At 44.3% G+C, this 18,427-nt stretch carries 12 protein-coding genes and 2 tRNA genes; 2 read left to right on the top strand and 12 right to left on the bottom strand.

What is annotated here, in order from left to right:
* Positions 1-21: 21 nt before the first annotated feature.
* Entirely contained in the window at positions 22-1,308 is a 1,287-nt protein-coding gene (locus PGY05_RS13590; protein WP_022221139.1) for a homoserine dehydrogenase, read from the bottom strand.
* 219 nt (positions 1,309-1,527) lie between these two features.
* Here PGY05_RS13590 and PGY05_RS13585 point away from each other — a divergent pair, with 219 nt between their 5' ends.
* Positions 1,528-2,406, top strand: a complete 879-nt coding sequence (locus PGY05_RS13585; protein ID WP_270476136.1) for a hypothetical protein — start codon at positions 1,528-1,530, stop codon at positions 2,404-2,406.
* A 427-nt stretch (positions 2,407-2,833) separates the two neighbouring features.
* Here the strand turns inward: PGY05_RS13585 and PGY05_RS13580 are convergent.
* Positions 2,834-2,906, bottom strand: a tRNA-Gly gene (locus PGY05_RS13580).
* 260 nt (positions 2,907-3,166) lie between these two features.
* Between PGY05_RS13580 and PGY05_RS13575 the strand changes: the two genes are divergently transcribed.
* A tRNA-Gly gene (locus tag PGY05_RS13575) sits at positions 3,167-3,239 on the top strand.
* 191 nt (positions 3,240-3,430) lie between these two features.
* On the opposite strand, the gene PGY05_RS13570 is transcribed toward PGY05_RS13575, so the two are convergent.
* The 10 genes from PGY05_RS13570 to scfB form a co-directional block, all read right to left on the bottom strand.
* The gene (locus PGY05_RS13570) at positions 3,431-4,600 is read right to left on the bottom strand and encodes a M20 metallopeptidase family protein (RefSeq protein WP_270476134.1); all 1,170 of its coding nucleotides are present in this window, start codon (positions 4,598-4,600) and stop codon (positions 3,431-3,433) included.
* A gap of 139 nt (positions 4,601-4,739) precedes the next feature.
* A complete protein-coding gene (gene aspS, locus PGY05_RS13565) occupies positions 4,740-6,539 on the bottom strand; it encodes an aspartate--tRNA ligase (protein ID WP_270476133.1) in 1,800 nt (599 codons plus the stop codon).
* A 30-nt stretch (positions 6,540-6,569) separates the two neighbouring features.
* Positions 6,570-7,841: a histidine--tRNA ligase gene (gene hisS, locus PGY05_RS13560; protein ID WP_055156792.1), complete on the bottom strand. Its 1,272-nt coding sequence runs from the start codon at positions 7,839-7,841 to the stop codon at positions 6,570-6,572.
* Positions 7,826-9,325, bottom strand: coding sequence for a coproporphyrinogen dehydrogenase HemZ (gene hemZ, locus PGY05_RS13555; RefSeq protein ID WP_195368015.1), 1,500 nt, complete (start codon positions 9,323-9,325; stop codon positions 7,826-7,828). Before hemZ ends, hisS begins: the two co-directional genes overlap by 16 nt.
* Before the next feature lie 12 nt (positions 9,326-9,337).
* The gene (locus PGY05_RS13550; protein WP_008369645.1) at positions 9,338-9,961 is read right to left on the bottom strand and encodes an MBL fold metallo-hydrolase; all 624 of its coding nucleotides are present in this window, start codon (positions 9,959-9,961) and stop codon (positions 9,338-9,340) included.
* 6 nt (positions 9,962-9,967) lie between these two features.
* Entirely contained in the window at positions 9,968-12,292 is a 2,325-nt protein-coding gene (locus PGY05_RS13545) for a RelA/SpoT family protein (protein ID WP_173685102.1), read from the bottom strand.
* Between the two features lie 19 nt (positions 12,293-12,311).
* Positions 12,312-12,836 carry an adenine phosphoribosyltransferase gene (locus PGY05_RS13540; RefSeq protein ID WP_022221132.1) on the bottom strand — a complete coding sequence of 175 codons (525 nt, stop codon included), beginning with the start codon at positions 12,834-12,836 and terminating at the stop codon, positions 12,312-12,314.
* Positions 12,837-12,907: 71 nt separating this feature from the next.
* Positions 12,908-14,668: a single-stranded-DNA-specific exonuclease RecJ gene (gene recJ, locus PGY05_RS13535; RefSeq protein WP_270476132.1), complete on the bottom strand. Its 1,761-nt coding sequence runs from the start codon at positions 14,666-14,668 to the stop codon at positions 12,908-12,910.
* A 79-nt stretch (positions 14,669-14,747) separates the two neighbouring features.
* Positions 14,748-16,913, bottom strand: a complete 2,166-nt coding sequence (gene secD / locus PGY05_RS13530; RefSeq protein WP_270476131.1) for a protein translocase subunit SecD — start codon at positions 16,911-16,913, stop codon at positions 14,748-14,750.
* 15 nt (positions 16,914-16,928) lie between these two features.
* Entirely contained in the window at positions 16,929-18,326 is a 1,398-nt protein-coding gene (gene scfB, locus PGY05_RS13525; protein ID WP_117558972.1) for a thioether cross-link-forming SCIFF peptide maturase, read from the bottom strand.
* Between the last annotated feature and the right edge of the window lie 101 nt (positions 18,327-18,427).

Raw genomic sequence — 18,427 nt, 5'->3', positions numbered from 1 at the left:
CTTTTTCCAATGCTGTGCCTTTTAATATTCTCTGATAATGCTGCTGATCTCACTTACGATCGGCATTTCTTTTAATTCCTCCAGTGCATCCTGAAGATGGTATTCCTTGACTGCGGATGTCCCGATGACAAGTTCTGCCTTTGCCGCTTTTGCCTGTTCCTGGATCACACGTTCGATACTTACCTTATGATCTCCGAATACTTTCGCGATTGCTGCCAGTACTCCCGGTTCATTACTCACCTGCATACGGATAAAGAAACGATTCTTGACGTCCGCAAATTCCTTGATCGGAAGCTCTTTGTATGCGCTCCATCCGATTCTTCCGGTACAGTTCCATACAATATTTCTTGTAACATCCATCACATCTCCGACAACTGCACTTGCGGTCGGCAGTTCTCCTGCTCCTCTTCCATAGAACATGGTATCCCCAACTGCATCTCCGTGTACAAAAACAGCATTAAAGGAATCTCTTACGGTAGCGAGCGGATGTTTCTTATCGATCATCATCGGATAAACACCTGCTTCAATTCCATTAGATGTATTTCTCGCAATACCGATCAGTTTGATCACATTTCCCATCTCTTTTGCGTAATTTACATCTGCTGCTGTGATCTTTGTGATTCCCTCCGTATAGACATCCGAAAATTTCACCTGTGAATGGAATGCTGACGTAGCCATGATTGCCACCTTACGTCCTGCGTCCAGGCCTTCCACATCCGCCGTCGGATCCGCTTCTGCATAGCCAAGCTCTGTCGCCTTTGCGAGTGCTTCTGTGAAATCCATTCCATCTTCAAACATCTTTGTCAGGATATAGTTAGTCGTACCGTTGACAATTCCCATGATCTCATCGATCTGGTTGCCTTCCAGACACTGCTTAAGCGGACGGATGATCGGAATCCCTCCTGCTACCGCTGCTTCAAACAGGAAATCAGCGCTACCTTCTTTCGCAGCGTCATAGAGTTCCTTTCCATATTCTGCGATCAGATCCTTATTTGCACTTACTACATTTTTCCCTGCTTTCAGTGCTTCTGTGATCATCGTTTTCGCTGGCTCAATTCCGCCCATCACCTCGATCACGATTTGGATTTCATCATCTTCTATAATCTCTTTCCACTGATCTGTCAGCAGATTCTGATCTACACCCTGTCTTACTTTTTTCATGTTGTGTACCAGGATTTTCTTTATTTCAAGAGCGGCGCCGGTCTTCTGCTGCATCTCTTCACTGCGGCGTCCAATCAATTTATAAACACCTGTTCCGACTGTTCCAAGTCCAAGTAATCCTACTTTGATCGTCTTTGTATCTGTCATATCTTCGCGTCCTCCTAATCTATAGTAAATCCATTTTATTCTAGCACTTTTTTGTAAATATTCAAAGAACTTTCTTGACATCTTTTGGGGACGTGATAACATTATAAATGTATGATTCTATGTATTTAAGGATGTAAATGTTAAACATAATTTTTAACATTTACATCATTTAATAAGGGAGTAGATACATATTAAAAAACCAAGGAGGAGAGATAAATCATGCAGTGCCCGATTTGTAAAAAGGATCTTGAGATCAAGAACAAAAAAATAGGCGAAAATGAAGCCGGTGAAGCAATCTACAATGAATTCGCAATCTGCCGCGACTGTAAAAAGCAGTGGAATTTAGATAAACAGCGTGAAAAGAAAAAAAAGCTTGCAAAAGAAGCATTGGTTGAAAAAACAGTTGAAGCCGGTAAGGCTGCAGAAAAGCCACACAAAAAGCGCCCGGCTGCCGAAGGAGAAAAAGCTTCTGCCGAACGTCCTGCCCAGCCAAAGAAAAAGAAAAAACGTCCGGTATCTCCGGAAAACGCCGAAAAGCGGACCGCTTCTTCTGCTAATCCAGAAGTACCGGCTCATCCGAAGAAAAAACATCCGAACCCGGCTGCCGAAGGCGAAAGACCGGTAAGAAAACCTCGTCCGAAGACAGAAGGTTCTTCCGAAGAACAGCCATCCAGACCGCATCCAAAGAAACGCCCTGCTACTTCAGACCGTCCACTTCTCAAATATGCAGAAGGTCAGGAAGAAAGCCGGGAAAAAGTTCGTCCACGTCCGAAAAAGAAACGTCCGGAAGAAGCCAAACCGGTACATGCAATTGACAATTCCAGCACACGTATCATTTCTGATGAAGAGGATGAACTTAAAATTACTGCACCTGATCTTTCCACTCCAGAGGGAGAAAAAGAACAGACCTATTCTAATATCCCACCAAAGCATGTCCGTGAAAAACGTGAACAGGAGATGCGTGAGAACTATCAGAATATGTTAGACGAAGAAGATGACGATGATGAGAGACATTTTCCTGTTGTGCTTGTTGTAATCCTTATCTTCCTGATCATCGCAGCTGCTGCATTTGCAGGATACTGGTTCTTCCTGAAATAAAAAAAAGAATAGTTATGATGAAAGACTGGCTCGATGCCAGTCTTTTTTACGTTAGTAATGAGCCAGGGTTTCGTGTGAACACGAACCCCCGGCGAACGTACACCATCTCGCTTAGCAGCTCGATGATGTACATTCGCCAAATACAGATTTTTACACCCATGCAGATCCTTGTGCAAGCACAAATCTGCATGGGTACCAGGGGATATTTATAGTTAGTAATGAGCCAGGGTTTCGTGTGAACACGAACCCCCGGCGAACATACACCATCTCGCTTAGCAGCTCGATGATGTACATTCGCCAAATACAGATTTTCACATCCATGCAGATCCTTGTGCAAGCACAAATCTGCATGGATGTGAAAATCTGTATTTGGCTCATTGTATGCACAAAAAAAGAACCACACGCAACATGTAGTTCTTAATTCAAGAGCGACAGACGGGACTCGAACCCGCGACCTCCACCTTGGCAAGGTGGCGTACTACCAACTGTACTACTATCGCATTCATTATTTGTTGTTCATCAGAACAATAAATACTATACAATATATCTATCAATTGGTCAAGTATATTTTCAATTTTATATGTCGGACTTTTCTACTTTTCTTCGCCTATTATTCTGTTAAAATCATTTTTTGTCTGATTAACAGAAAACTTATTGAATCTCCGCAAAAAGTAGAACAGAATTTCTTCATTTTTTCGTTGACAATTCCTTCTTTGTACGGTATAGTAGATATTGTTCTGATGAACACAATTTAATAGATGCGATAGTAGTACAGTTGGTAGTACGCCACCTTGCCAAGGTGGAGGTCGCGGGTTCGAGTCCCGTCTGTCGCTCTTTGTGAGACTTATGATTTTCATAAGTCTCTTTTTTCATTCATGTAAATTTCTGATTAAACTTTTAATTAAATCAAAAGGCCCCATTTGTCAGAGTTGTGCCAGATACACGAAAAGGGATCCGCTTTCACTTTTTTTGTAAAAGCCTGATCCCTTCTTTTTATTTATTCTAACCTTATAGATCTACTCTTCTATTTTGCCAGCCAGTCCATTGCAATCTTCGCATACATGGCTGCGCCAAGCGGTAATGCTTTTTCATTAAACAGAATCTTTGGATTATGCTGTCCTTTCCATTTACTCTGATCTTCCACTCCGGCTCCGACTACAAAATAACTTGCCGGTATTTTTGCCGAAATCACGGCAAAGTCTTCGGATCCCATGACATGAAATCCACCGTTAATCGTTGTTCCCGGATTCTCAAGAGACTCAACACTTTTAATATACTCTGCATTCAGTTCTTCATTGCAAGTTACACTCGGAACATTGCTGAGTTCTTCGATTTCACATGTAGTACGATAAGCTGCTGCAACAGCCGGAACAATTTCATTGATTCTCCGAATCAGCATCGTCCTTACTTTTTCATTAAATGTCCTTAGTGTTCCCTGAAGCACGCAACGCTCCGGAATTACATTTGCTGCATTACCAGCTGTAAACTGTCCAATCGTAAGTGCTGCCTCTGCTGATGGTGGACATTCCCTGGCGATCAGTGCCTGAAGAGCATGATAAACTTCTACACCAGCGTTGATCGGGTCAATACAGCCCTCCGGTGCAGAACCATGTCCGCCCCGTCCTGTAAGGGTGATTTTAAAGCCATATACAGATGCCATGGCTTCCACACCATATCCAATCGTTCCACATGGAATTGCCGCAAATACATGCGCTGCAAAGGCAGCATCTACATGCGGATTCTCCAGGACTCCTGCTTCCACTGCTGCTTTCGCTCCGCGGAAGGTCTCCTCACCTGGCTGGAACAATAATTTGACCACGCCCGGCAGTTCTTCTTCATGCGCCTTTAAAATTTTTGCCGCTCCAAGAAGGATCGTAGCGTGCAGATCATGTCCGCATCCATGCATACAGCCATTCTTTGATGCAAATTCAAGTCCCGTTTCCTCTTCTACCGGAAGCGCATCCATATCACTTCTCAGAAGAAAACATTTATCCCCTTTTCCAATCTGAGCGATAATCACTGAAACCTCAGGAAATACCTTGTATTCTACATTCATCTCATCCAGACGTTTACCGATATATTCCACAGTCTTTGGAAGCTCCAGATCCGTCTCAGGAATTTGATGAAGATCTCTTCTCCATTTTATAAGTAGATCATTCATTTCCTGCGCTTCTTCTAAAATTTTATGTGCCATATATCCCATCCTCCTTTTATTTCAACTACCGTTATTATAGAATTTCGCTATAAAAAAAGAAATGAACATTTCTTCACTTTGACAGCCAATTCTGTTTTATGTGAAAAAATGTTCATTTTTAAAAATTGAATTATAAAATTTATTCAGCGTCCGCTGTCTGCTCTTCCAGCTCCAGTCCAAGCTCTTCCAGCTGCTTCGGATCGACTCTCTCCGGTGCTTCTGTCATCAGGTCAGATGCATCTTTTACCTTCGGGAACGCGATCACGTCACGGATGCTGTCCTGTTTTGCCATCAGCATAACCAGACGGTCAAGACCGTAAGCAAGTCCTGCGTGTGGCGGCACACCGTATTTAAATGCATTCAGAAGGAATCCGAACTGCTCCTGTGCCTGTTCCGGTGTGAATCCAAGTACTTCAAACATTTTACTCTGGATCTCCTGGTTGAAGATACGGACACTTCCGCCTCCGATCTCGTTACCATTCAGAACGATGTCATATGCTTTTGCACGGACTCTTCCCGGATCACTGTCGATGTACTGAAGGTCTTCTTCCATCGGCATGGTAAACGGATGATGCATTGCTGTGAAACGGTTCTGTTCATCACTCCACTCAAGAAGCGGGAATTCTGTGATCCACAGGAATTTGTATTCATTCTTATCAAGGAGTTCCATCTGGCGTGCCAGTTCCAGTCTGAGTGCACCAAGAACATCCCATACAACTTTATTCTTATCTGCCGCAAAGAGAAGAAGGTCTCCATTCTCTCCAGCCATCGCTTTAATCAGCGCTGCTGTCTCTTCTTCCGTCATGAATTTTGAGAAAGAAGATTTGACAGTTCCGTCTTCATGGATTGCAATATAAGCAAGTCCCTTTGCTCCATAACCTTTTGCAAAATCAACCAGCTTGTCGATCTTCTTTCTGGCCATGCCACCCTGGCCTTTTGCGTTGATACCACGGACAGTTCCGCCTGCTTCAATCGCATTCTTAAATACAACAAATTCGCTGTCTTTGACAGTCTCTGTCACATTAACCAGCTCCATGCCGAAACGGATATCCGGTTTATCAGAACCGAATCTGTCCATTGCTTCCTGCCAGGTCATTCTCTGAATCGGGAGCTGTACATCGATATCCAGTACATCTTTGAACAGATGTGCAAGCAGTCTCTCATTGATATCAATGACATCATCAACATCTACAAAAGAAAGTTCCATATCCATCTGTGTAAATTCCGGCTGACGGTCTGCACGAAGGTCTTCATCACGGAAACATTTTACGATCTGGAAATAGCGGTCATATCCGGAGCACATCAGCAGCTGTTTGAAGATCTGCGGTGACTGCGGAAGTGCATAGAAGCTTCCCGGATGAATACGGCTCGGTACCAGGTAATCTCTTGCACCTTCCGGTGTACTCTTGATCAGGAACGGTGTCTCGATCTCAAGGAATCCTTCTTTTGCCATGAACTGACGTGCGAGGGTAGCCACACGGCTTCTCATCATCAGGTTTCTCTGGATGTCCGGTCTTCTAAGATCAAGGAAACGGTATTTCAGACGTACTTCCTCTTTTGTCTTGGAATTCTCTTCGATCGGGAACGGAGGTGTCTCAGATTCAGATAAAATTCTGAGTTCTTCCGGTTTGATCTCAATCGCACCTGTTGCAAGATTTTCATTAACTGCACCGGAACGTTTTTCAACAGTTCCCACGATTGCTACAACAAACTCACTTCTAAGCTTTGCTGCCTTCTCAAGAAGCGCTTTATCTGTACTTCCCTCTTCAAAAACAACCTGGATCAGTCCGGAACGGTCACGTACATCTACAAAAACCAGTCCACCTTTATTTCTGTTCTTCTGTACCCATCCCATGATGGTTACTTTTTCACCGATGTTTGCCTCTGAAAGCTCTGCACACCGATGTGTTCTTTTCAGTCCTGTCATTGACTCTGCCATTCTAATTTATCCTCCTGCGTTTCTCTTTCCTTATAAATCCATAACGGAATCTTTGTAGCAGTCTGTGATATCTTCATATCCTTCTGCGATCAGCTGATCCTTCTGGAATTTCTTGTTCTTCTTCATATTGACCACCAGAACCTGTTTCCCGGCTGCGCGGTCAGCTTTTGCCATCTCAAGTACTTTGAGGATGCCTTCCTTGTGCATATTCTTTTCAAGAAGATATGCTTTTTTCTGGCGCTTGGAAGGAATCTCATATCCATTTTCCAGAAGCAGCATGACAATACGCTCAAATCCGATTGAGAATCCACATGCCGGTGTGTCCTGCCCTGTGAATTTACCGATCATCTTATCGTAACGTCCGCCACCTGCAACAGAGCCGCCAAATTCATCCATCGTTACTTCAAAAATGGTTCCTGTATAGTAAGATTGTCCACGTACCAGCGTCGGATCAAATTTTACTTTGAAATCTGCCTCTTTTGCACTTTCTACGCTGGAAATGATCATTTCCATGCTGTCAGCTGTCTTCTCATCAAGGAATCCTGCCAGCTTTTCTTTGCAGAAACGGATTCCATCAACATCCGGGTTAATCTCATCAAAGAGTCCGAGATAAGTATCTACATTTTCTTTTGTATAACCCATCTCAACCAGTTCTTCGCCTACGCCTTCTTTGCCGATCTTATCCATCTTATCAAGGATGATAAATACTTCGTCGAAATCTTCTTCCTTAAATCCACTGAATGCAGCCATCGCCTTTAAGATATTACGGTCATTGATACATACCGTAAAATTGTGGAAATCCATCTTTCCAAGCATGGTCGTAGTTGCAAGGATCAGTTCGATCTCTGCAAGATTACCCGGCTCACCCAAAATATCGATATCGCACTGCATGAACTGACGGAAACGTCCTCTCTGTGGACGGTCTGCTCTCCATACATTGCCAATCTGAAGTGCCTTAAACGGTGACGGCAGTTCATTTGCATGATTTGCATAGTATCTTGCAAGCGGAACTGTCAGGTCATAACGAAGTCCTCCGTCTACCAGATCGATCTCTTCTTTTGCCTCAGCAATTTTCAGTTTTTCCCCTCTCTTCAGAATCTTGAAGATCAGTTTTTCATTGTCGCCACCCTGTTTGCTGCACAGGTTCTCAATGTGTTCCACACACGGTGTCTCTATGGAAGTAAATCCAAATGTCTTATAGGTATCCTTGATCATCTGGATCACATAATCTCTGATTTCCATTTCTTTCGGGAGCATGTCTTTCATGCCGGTAACCGGTTTTTTCTTTAATGCCATAACCATTCTCCTTTTCGCTCTATCATCTCATCGATACGGGAAATATATTCTCCCACATCTCTGACATTTTCTATTCTTATCAGATTCGTCATCCGCCCGTTTTTACTTCCGGGCGCCGGAATCTCATACGGAAGCACCACCTTAGTCGATGCGCCTGCACCGGCAGCAACGATGGACTGCTTTTCCTCCATAATCAGTATATTGTAAATTCCCGCTTTGTCAACCTTTGCGTAACCTACATTTTCAAAATTTCCTGCAATATTCTTCTGTCTGTAGAGATAATACGGATAAAGTCCCATCTCACCGGCCGCCTTACGTGCCATATCGATCATCTCTTCCAGCTCTCTTGCCATCTGTTTGTAATTTTGTTTTTCTGTGCTTGCAGCCCGTTCGCGTGTCAGTCTCGAACCATGTTTCATTGCAAGTGCATGGACCGTCAAACTATCCGGTGCAAGCTCTTTGATCTGACGAAGAGTATCTTCCATTTCCTCCGGATGTTCTCCCGGAAGACCTGCGATCAGATCCATATTGATATTGTCGAATCCCAGTTCTCTTGCCAGATGGAAAATGCGGACTACATCTTCCACTGTGTGACGTCTTCCGATCACATCCAGTGTCTTCTGCTGCATGGTCTGTGGATTGATGGAAATTCTGCCAACTCCATGCTTTCGAATCACTCGCAGCTTGTCCTCAGTAATACTGTCCGGTCTTCCGGCTTCGATCGTATATTCTTTCAGATGTTCAAAGGAAAAATGTTCTTCCAGGAAACTCAAAACCCGGTCCATCTGCTGTGCACTCAGGGTTGTCGGCGTACCGCCTCCCATATAAATCGCATTAAGATGCTTTTCTTTTGAAACCTCTGCAATGAATGCAAGCTCTTTTAAAAGTGCATCTACATATTCATCCATCCGGTCCTGCCATTTTGCAACCGGATAAGAAGTAAAGGAGCAGTAACTGCAGGTTGTCGGGCAGAACGGAATTCCGATATAAAGACTGTATCCATTTTCATAATCCAGCTTGTCAAGCTGGGCTTTTTCCCGCTTTGCAATCTCGATACCAAGCATTGCTTTTTTCTCGCTTACCACATAGGTATCATGCATATACCGGATGATTTCTTTCTCAGAAGAACCTTCTTCCAGTCTTTCCATGATCATCTTTGTGGGGCGGACACCTGTCATATTCCCCCATGCATGTTCTTCTCCGGTCTTTTTGACCAGGGTCTGATATAATTTTTTATTGATATAACGCTTTTGTTCTCTTTTTTCGCTGATGTCTGCGATTTCAGCCTCCCTGCAATGAAAAAAGGTCCACCGGACCTTTTTATCACATGCCTGCTCTCCCAGATCCGGTTCCTCTTCTGCGGTCATCTCGATCAGAAGTTCCTGTTCTGGATCTACCTTCTGGCTGATCTCGGCATCAGGAAGAAATGACTTTACGATATGATACATGTCGTAAGTGAAACGTTCATTCTTACAGCTGATCCGAATCATTTCTCTGCTCCTCTATACATACGGGTTGTTCACTTTTTCGTTACCAATCGTTGTTGCGCCCATGTGTCCCGGGAATACCTTTGTTTCATCCGGAAGCAGGAACAGCTTTTCCTTGATCGAACGAATCAGTGCAGAAGTGCTGCTGGTTGCAAAATCACTTCTTCCGACTGAACAACAGAACAATGTATCTCCACTGAAAAGTACTCCCTCTTTTTCTACATAGTAGCATACGCCGCCCTGGGTATGTCCCGGTGTATGGATCACCCGGAAATCTTCTCCGATCAGATGAAGCACATCTCCATCATGGATCACGTCTCCACCCGGGTAGCTATAGCCATTTGTATATACCGTTGACTCATTCATAGACGGTGTGTGAAGAAGCTCCAGATCGGATTCTTCTACGTAAACCGGCATTTCTCCATACCGGTCGATCACTTTATCGATTCCCATGATATGATCAAAATGCGCATGAGTCAGAAGAATTGCCTTAATTACAAGCTCTTCCTCTTCGATATAACCGATCATCGCTTTTGACAGGTTTGCCGGATCAACGATCACGGTCTCTTTTGTTTCTTCATTAGTAACAATGTAACAATTGGTACTGATAATTCCTGTTACAAATTTTTCGATTTTCATTTCTTTTTACCCCACTGCTCGTTCTATATCCAGCACGCCGACGATCTGCCGGAGCTTTCCGATCACTTTTCCAAGCTCCTCTCTTCCCCGGACAATAAATCCGGCTTCGATTGTTGCTGTTCCCTGTTTGCTGGTTCTTACATTCATAGACTTCACATCAATATTCATCTCCGTGAACACCTTAGACATATCCATCAGAAGTCCCTGCCTGTCATTTGCATACATCTTGATCTCAGCCAGATAGCTTCCGGTATCTGTACCTTCCTCCGGTTTTTCCCATTCTGCCGGGATCAGACGCGCTCTTTCCGCTTCTGACAGATGAATGATATTGACACAGTCCGTCCGGTGGATCGACATTCCGCGTCCGCGGGTGATAAAGCCAACGATCTCATCTCCCGGCACCGGATTGCAGCATCTGGAAAAACGCACTGCCATATCGTCGATTCCCTTGACCACGATACCACTCTTGGATCTGGTGATATGCACCTTGTTCTTTGCCGCTTCCGCAACCTTTTCCAGAACACTTTCGTCGGTCAGTTCTTTTCGGTGATCCTTACTGTATTCTTCTGCAAGACGGTTGACGATCTGCCCTTCCTTCAATCCGCCATGTCCAAGTGCTGCAAGGATTGAATCCCAGTCCTTAAAGCCGTACTTTTCCTGCACGATCTGCATATATTTCAGTTTCATCAGATCCGAGAGTACAAATCCTTTTGCCTTACAGTACGTGGCGAGCATTTCCTTACCACGTACAATATTTTCTTCTTTGAATTCTTTCTTAAACCACTGGTTGATCTTGTTCTTCGCCTGGGTACTCTTGACGATACTCAGCCAGTCACGGCTCGGTCCTTTGGAGTTCTGCGAAGTCAGGATCTCGATTCGGTCCCCGTTCTGGATCTTGTAATCAATATTGACCAGCTTGCCATTGACCCTGGCACCTACCATCTTGTTGCCGACCGCAGTATGGATCGCATAGGCAAAGTCAACCGGCGTAGAACCGTTCGGCAGGTTCTTGACATCTCCGTTCGGTGTAAAGCAGTATACATCCTCTGCAAATAGATCCAGGTCTCCTTTCAGAAGATTCAGAAATTCCCGGTTGTCTGACATGTCTCGCTGCCATTCCAGGATCTGACGAAGCCAGCTCAGTTTCTCTTCTTCCTTCGCTTCAACGCTCTTCTTTCCATCTTCAGACTCTTTATATTTCCAGTGTGCCGCAATACCGTATTCAGCAGTTTTATGCATCTCTTTTGTACGGATCTGGATCTCAAACGGCTGACCGATCGAACTCATCAGAGTCGTATGCAGAGACTGGTACATATTTGCCTTCGGCATTGCGATATAATCTTTAAAACGTCCCGGTACCGGTGTATACATCTCATGGATAACTCCAAGTGCCGCATAACAGTCTTTTACAGAATCTACGATAATACGGACTGCAAACAGATCATAGATCTGATCCACCGTCTTATCCTGGTTCACCATCTTCTTATAAATGCTGAAGAAATGCTTCACACGTCCGTTCACTTCTGCATCAATGTTCGCATTCTTCATATGCGTGGAAACCTCATCCACGATCTGCTGGACAAATTCTTCCCTTTCCGTTTTTCTTGCATTGATCTGCTTTACCAGATCGTTAAAAACCTCCGGCTGGGAATATTTGAGTGCCAGGTCATCAAGCTCTGTCTTGATCTTGGAAATACCAAGCCGTTGTGCGATCGGAGCATAGATATCCATGGTTTCTTTTGCTTTTTCCAACTGTTTCTCCGGTCGCATATACTGCAGGGTACGCATATTGTGCAGACGGTCGGCAAGCTTGATGATGATAACACGGATATCTTTTGCCATCGCAAGGAACATCTTACGAAGATTCTCAGCCTGGACCTCCAGCTTATCCGCTGAATAGGAAAGCTGTCCCAGCTTTGTGACACCGTCTACCAGAAGAGCCACCTCATCTCCGAATTCCTGACGGATTTCTTCGTCCGTCATCACCGTGTCTTCTACCACATCATGAAGGATGCCGGCAACGATCGTCTCTTTGTCCATCTCCAGTTGTGCCAGAATTATTCCTACCCACAGAGGATGGATAATATACTCTTCTCCGGATTTCCGTGTCTGCCCTTTATGCGCATCTCTTGCAATATGATATGCTTTTTCGATCATAGAGACGTCCGCCGAAGGATGGTACTTTCTGACTCGCTCGATCAGACTTTTATAGAGCAGTTCCGGATTCTGATAATCTTCCACATCCTTTACCGCATGACCATCTACGATCTCCAGTTTTTTATGTGTTGGTTCGATCAGCATCTCCTGCTGGATTCCGATATCGTCTGCCATAGCCTTCCCTTCTTTCTCATTAGTTTCCCGGATACTGGATTACGGAATCTACTTTGTATCCTTTCAGTTTTTCCCGTCCTTTTAATCCCATCAGTTCGATCAGGCAGAGAACTTCTACAACCTCACCGCCAAGTCCTTCGATCAGTTTGATCATTGCTTCTGCCGTACCGCCTGTTGCCATCAGGTCATCTACAATCACAACCTTGTCTCCCGGTTTGATCGAACGCTTGTGGATCTCGATCTCTGCACTTCCATATTCCAGATCATACTTGATCGATGCTGTCTCGCAAGGAAGCTTTCCTTTTTTACGGATCGGCACAAATGCTTTTTGCAGATTATATGCAATCGGCATTCCAAAAATAAATCCTCTGGACTCCGGTCCGATCACGATGTTGAAATCCATGCCTTCAAGCTTATCCTGCAATTCCCGAATAGAAAGCTGAAGCCCTTCCGGATCTTCAAGGATGCTGGTTACATCTCTGAAAATAATTCCTTTTTCCGGATAATCCGGAATGCTGACAACATATTCTTCAAGTTTTTTCATCTTTCTTCTCCACCTTACCTACAAATATATACAATATCTATTAGTATAGCATAAAATTGCTGTTTTTCAAATTATTTATAATTTTGGATCACAATCTGTGGCGTACGGACTCCCCGATACTCATTGATATCAGGATAATAGGTAAATGCCATAACAATTCCATGCCCATGTCCGCGCAGCAGACACTCACAGGCAATATCTCCAAATTTTTCACGCACATATTCCACAAAGGTATTCACATCTCCAAAATACATGGCATCCATCCTTGTACCGTGAAGATCCTTCACCTGCAACTTCAGCACATTTTTATTCTTACCAAGGATTCTCGCACTTTCCACCTGTACCTGTCTTTCTGCAAAGACCGGACGTGCATTTCCTTTGCCAAATGGTTCCAGAGCCGCAAGCTCTCCGATAAATTTTTCATTGACACATTCAAACGGGAGCTGCATATCTATGGCAATCTTTTCATTCAGATCCTCTGGTGTGATCCCGGATTTTTCGTTAATCTCCTTACGGAACTGTTCCAGATTCTCCTCCGGCATGGAGAGACCTGCCGCCATCTTATGCCCGCCAAATTTTGACAACAGATGCTTTACCCGGTTCAGTCCTTCGTACATGTGCCAGGTCTCGATCGATCTTCCTGAGCCCTTTAAACCTTCCGCACCCTTCGTCAGCACAAAGACCGGACGGTAATATTTTTCCCGGATCCTTCCTGCCACGATCCCGGCAAGGCTTTCATGACATTCCGGCAGGTAGACCACCAGCACGTCTGCATCCTTAAGTTCACTGTTCTCCACCTGGATAAACGCCTCTTCTACCGCCTGCGCCGTCATATCCTTCCGGCTGTCATTGAGTGCTTTCAGATCACCTGCCAGCAGATCCGCCTCCGCCACTTTCTTTGCCTCCAGAAGCTCCAGGGCACGCTTTGCTGTATCCAGTCTTCCACTGGCATTCATACACGGACCGATCACAAATCCAATGTGATACGGAGACAGCTTATCTACATTCACACCAGTACATCCCATCAGCGCCTTCAGTCCCAGATTCTCCGTCCGTTTCAGCATATCCAGTCCCTGTTTAACGAAAATACGGTTTTCGTCCACCAGATCCATAACATCACCGATCGTTGCGATTGCCACATTTTCCATCAGATAATCTGCATCTTCCGCATCTTTTCCCATGGCTTCCATCAGAGCCTCCACCAGCTTGTAAGCAACCGCAGCCCCGCACAGCCCTTTGAACGGATAAGTACAGTCCTCCTGCTTCGGATCCACAACCGCATCTGCCTCCGGCAGAATATATCTTCGTCCCGCGCCAATTTCCGTATACGGGACCTCATGATGATCCGTCACCACAATCGTCATTCCCATACTTTTTGCATAGGCGATCTCCTCTGCCGCCGCAATCCCGTTATCACAGGTAATGATCGTATCCACGTCGGCCTCCAGCGCCCGGTCGATCAGGTTCCGGTTCAGACCATACCCGTCCTTCATACGATCCGGAATGTCACTGTCCACATCAGCTCCGAGCATCCGGAATCCCTCCAGAAGAATATAGGTCGACTGGATTCCATCAATATCATAGTCTCCGATGATCCTGATTTTTGCATTTTCTTTTATCTTTTCTCCAAGAACCGCTACTGCCTTGTCCATATCCTTCATCAGCATTCCATCGTACAGATCGGCGATCGTACCGTTTAAATATTTCTCGATTGCATCATCCCCGATCACATCCCGGTTTCTTATCAGGGAAGCCACTCGCGGACTGATATGGAATTTCTCACTGATATGCTGAAAATCCGCTCCTTTTCTCAGAAGTACCCAGTTCTCCATTTTCTCTTTTCCTTTCTTTGGTAGTCAGATAATACAAAGATGCCGGAGGATTCTCCTCCGACACCTCATTTTCTGTCAGTTATTTCTTTTTCGCTGCTTTTTTGCCGCCGATTTTTGTTTTCATTACATACCATAATGCACCGGTGATACATACAGATGAATATCCGCCACCTGCAATACCAACCATAAGAGGTGCTGCAAATTCTTTAATAGAGCTTACACCCATGATATAAAGAACCGCTACCATGACAAATGTAGTAAATGTTGTGTAAATACTTCTTGTCAGTGTATAAGTGATACTTCTGTTTACAAGCGCTTTCAGATCATCGTTTCTCTTCATGACCCGAAGCTCTTCACGGATACGGTCGAAAATAACGATCGTCGCATTGATAGAATATCCAAGGATTGTCAGCATACATGCGATAAATGTATTACCGACAGATGTTCTTGCAAGTGCATAGAATGTAAGCACAAATAACAAATCGTGTAAAAGAGCAAGAACCGCACTTGATGCGAAACGTACATCTTTGAACCGGAACCAGATATAGATCAGCATACAGATCGCTGAAATGATAACTGCAATGATCGCATCCTGTCTCATCTCGGAGCTTACCGTAGAACTGATATTTTCTGCTGTAATTGTCGATGTGTCTACACCAAATTTATCAGCAAGCGCATTGTTAAGTGCTTCTCTTTCGTCAAGATTCAGCGTCTGTGTCTTGATGATGATCTGATTGCTGTCTTTTACTTTCTGTGCCTGTACATTGTGATCTCCGGTCACATCTTCTACAACCGGAACGATCTTTGAATCAATCTCTTTGATCGAATAATCTTTATCAAATGTTACGGTTGTAGCCGTACCGCCCTTGAATTCCAGGCTGTAGTTCAGCGCACCTTCACCTTTTCCCGACTGGACTCCCATTGTTACAAAACCTGCTGCGATCACAGCAATTGATATTGCAAAGAAAATGGCTTTCTTTCCGAGAAAGTCGATAACTTTTCTTTCTTTTTTGAATTTCTTCGCATAAAATTTCACATCACGAAGACCAATCGCGTACAGAGAGAAAATGATGATCCTGGTAATAACAAGTGCCGTAAACATTGACACAACAATACCAAGTGCCAGTGTCTGTGCAAATCCTTTTACAGAACCTGAACCCTTGAACCAGAGAATAGCTGCAGCGATCAGAGTTGTTACGTTACCGTCAACGATCGCAGACATTGCTTTGTGGAAACCATTCTTCAGGGAAGTCTTAACACTGATACCTGTTGTCACTTCTTCACGCACACGGGCGAAAATGATAACGTTGGCATCCACCGCCATACCGATTCCAAGAATAATACCTGCAATACCCGGAAGGGTAAGCGTGATATTGAATGCATTTAAAAGCACCAGAATCAGTCCTGTATAGATCAGAAGTGCAAGACCTGCTGCAAGTCCCGGAAGCAGATATACGAAGCACATAAATACGAAGATGATGGCAAGTCCGATGGCACCAGCCATTAAGCTTGTGCTGATTGCTTCTTCTCCGAGCTGTGCAGCTACTACATTAGAGCGAAGTTCTTCCAGTTCCAGAGAAAGTCCACCGATTCGGATGGTAGCTGCAAGATTGTCTGCTTCTTCATAGCTTGACATCCCTGTGATAACGGCTTCTCCGCCTTCGATCGCCTGATTAACTCTTGGTGAACTGATTGTCTGTCCATCATAAATAATGGAAATCTGTTTTCCTACATTTGCTGCTGTTGCTTCTGCAAATTTGGTTGTTCCTTCTTTGGTAAGCTGCAGAGCTACGACATATTCTTTGTTCTTAGTCGTAGAGTTCTCCTGTGTCTGAGCCTCTGCATTTTTAACATCTGTTCCTTCAAGAACGGTATTGCCATCTGCATCCTGAAATACCAGTGATCCTGGTTTGCCAAGTTCTTCCAGAACTTTATTGGCATCGGATACACCTGGGATCTCGATGTTGATCCGGTCATCCCCTTCCTGATATACACTTGCTTCTGTACTGTACTGCTCTACACGCTTCTGCAGCTTGTAGATCGTATCCTTCATATCTTCTGCTGAAGGATTCTTGTCTTTTGTCTGATAGGTAATGCTGACACCACCGGCAAGGTCAAGACCAAGATTGATATTTCTTGCGGAACCTGTGTGGGAGGAACCAAATCCCTGCCAGCAGGTAAATCCAAGAAGTCCTAAAAGTGCAGCAATCAGAACAAGGCTTACTATTCCTTTACTCTTCTTCATGTCCAAGTCCCTTTCTTAGTTTTCGTCTGCCATTGCAGCCTTTATCATAATCGCGCATTCCACGCGCTTACGTTCCATCTCACATCCCAGATCATAAGAATCATTTAATCCGTCTGCATACTTGTATGCGTTTGCCATACATCCACCACTGCAGTAGAATCTTGCAAAACATTTCTTACATTTTTCTTTTGTATATACGTTGCAGCAACGGAACTCATCTGCGATCTCCGGTCTTGTAATCCCTTCGTTTACATTTCCCATCAGGAAATCTTCATCACCTACAAACTGGTGACACGGATAGAAATCTCCCCATGGCGTAACAGCAAGGTATTCGGTTCCCGAACCACATCCGGACAGACGTTTGTACAGACACGGTCCTCCTTCCAGGTCGATCATAAAGTGGAAGAAATTGAATCCTTCTCCCTTTTTATCTTTCTCGATGATATATCTTGCAAGCTTGTCATACTCATCAAAGATCTGTGGAAGATCTTCTTCGCGGATTGCATACGGATCAGATTCATCCCCGACAACCGGTTCGATCGACATCTGCTTGAAGCCAAGCTCTGCAAAGTGCTTCACATCCTCTGAAAAATCCAGATTGTTTCTGGTAAATGTTCCGCGGATATAGTAGCGTTCCTGATTACGTGAATCTGCAAGCTTCTGGAACTTCGGAACGATCAAATCATAGCTTCCTTTTCCGTTTCTGAAAGGACGCATTCTGTCATTAACTTCCTTACGTCCGTCAAGACTGATGACTACATTGTCCATTTCTTTATTGATAAACTCCTGGATGTCATCATTCAGAAGTACACCATTCGTAGTTACAGTAAAACGGAAATGCTTGTCATGAAGCTTCTCCTGTTCTCTTCCGTATGCCACCAGGTCTTTTACAACCTGCCAGTTCATCAGCGGCTCCCCGCCAAAGAAATCAACTTCCAGATTCCTTCTTGTTCCGGAATTGGCGATCAGGAAATCCAGGGCTTTCTTACCAACTTCATAAGTCATAAGCGCTCTTCTTCCGTGATACTCTCCTTCTTCTGCAAAACAGTATTTGCAGGCAAGATTGCAGTCGTGTGCGATATGCAAACAAAGTGCTTTCACAACTGTCTTACGCTTGATAACCTCCCCGATAAAAGGTTCATATGTATCAACAACAAAAAGCTGTCCATTCTCAGTCAGCTCTGTCACGTCATCCAATATATCTCTGAGTTCTTCTTCGGAATATTTCCCTTCCAGCTCATCTTTCAGCTGGTTCCATGTACTTTCTTCTTTCAGCGTCTGCACTGTCTGATTCTCGTTCATACGGTTCAGACATGCAATAACTTCGTACCCCGGCTCGTCCACTACATGAACGCATCCGCTGTTGACATCAAGTACAATATTATATCCATTGTTCTGGTACTGATGAATCACAACCGGTACCCCTTTCTATCCTTATTTTTCAAATTTTTCCTCATACGTCAAATGACAGCGGCTTTAAAGCCGCTGCCTGCTTGTCATACTTATTCACTACA

It is taken from the genome of Coprococcus sp. AF51-11b1, assembly GCF_027682785.1.
Taxonomy (GTDB): domain Bacteria; phylum Bacillota; class Clostridia; order Lachnospirales; family Lachnospiraceae; genus Allocoprococcus; species Allocoprococcus comes.
Note: the sequence above shows the minus strand (reverse complement) of the source record. Positions and strands in the feature narration are given on the sequence as shown.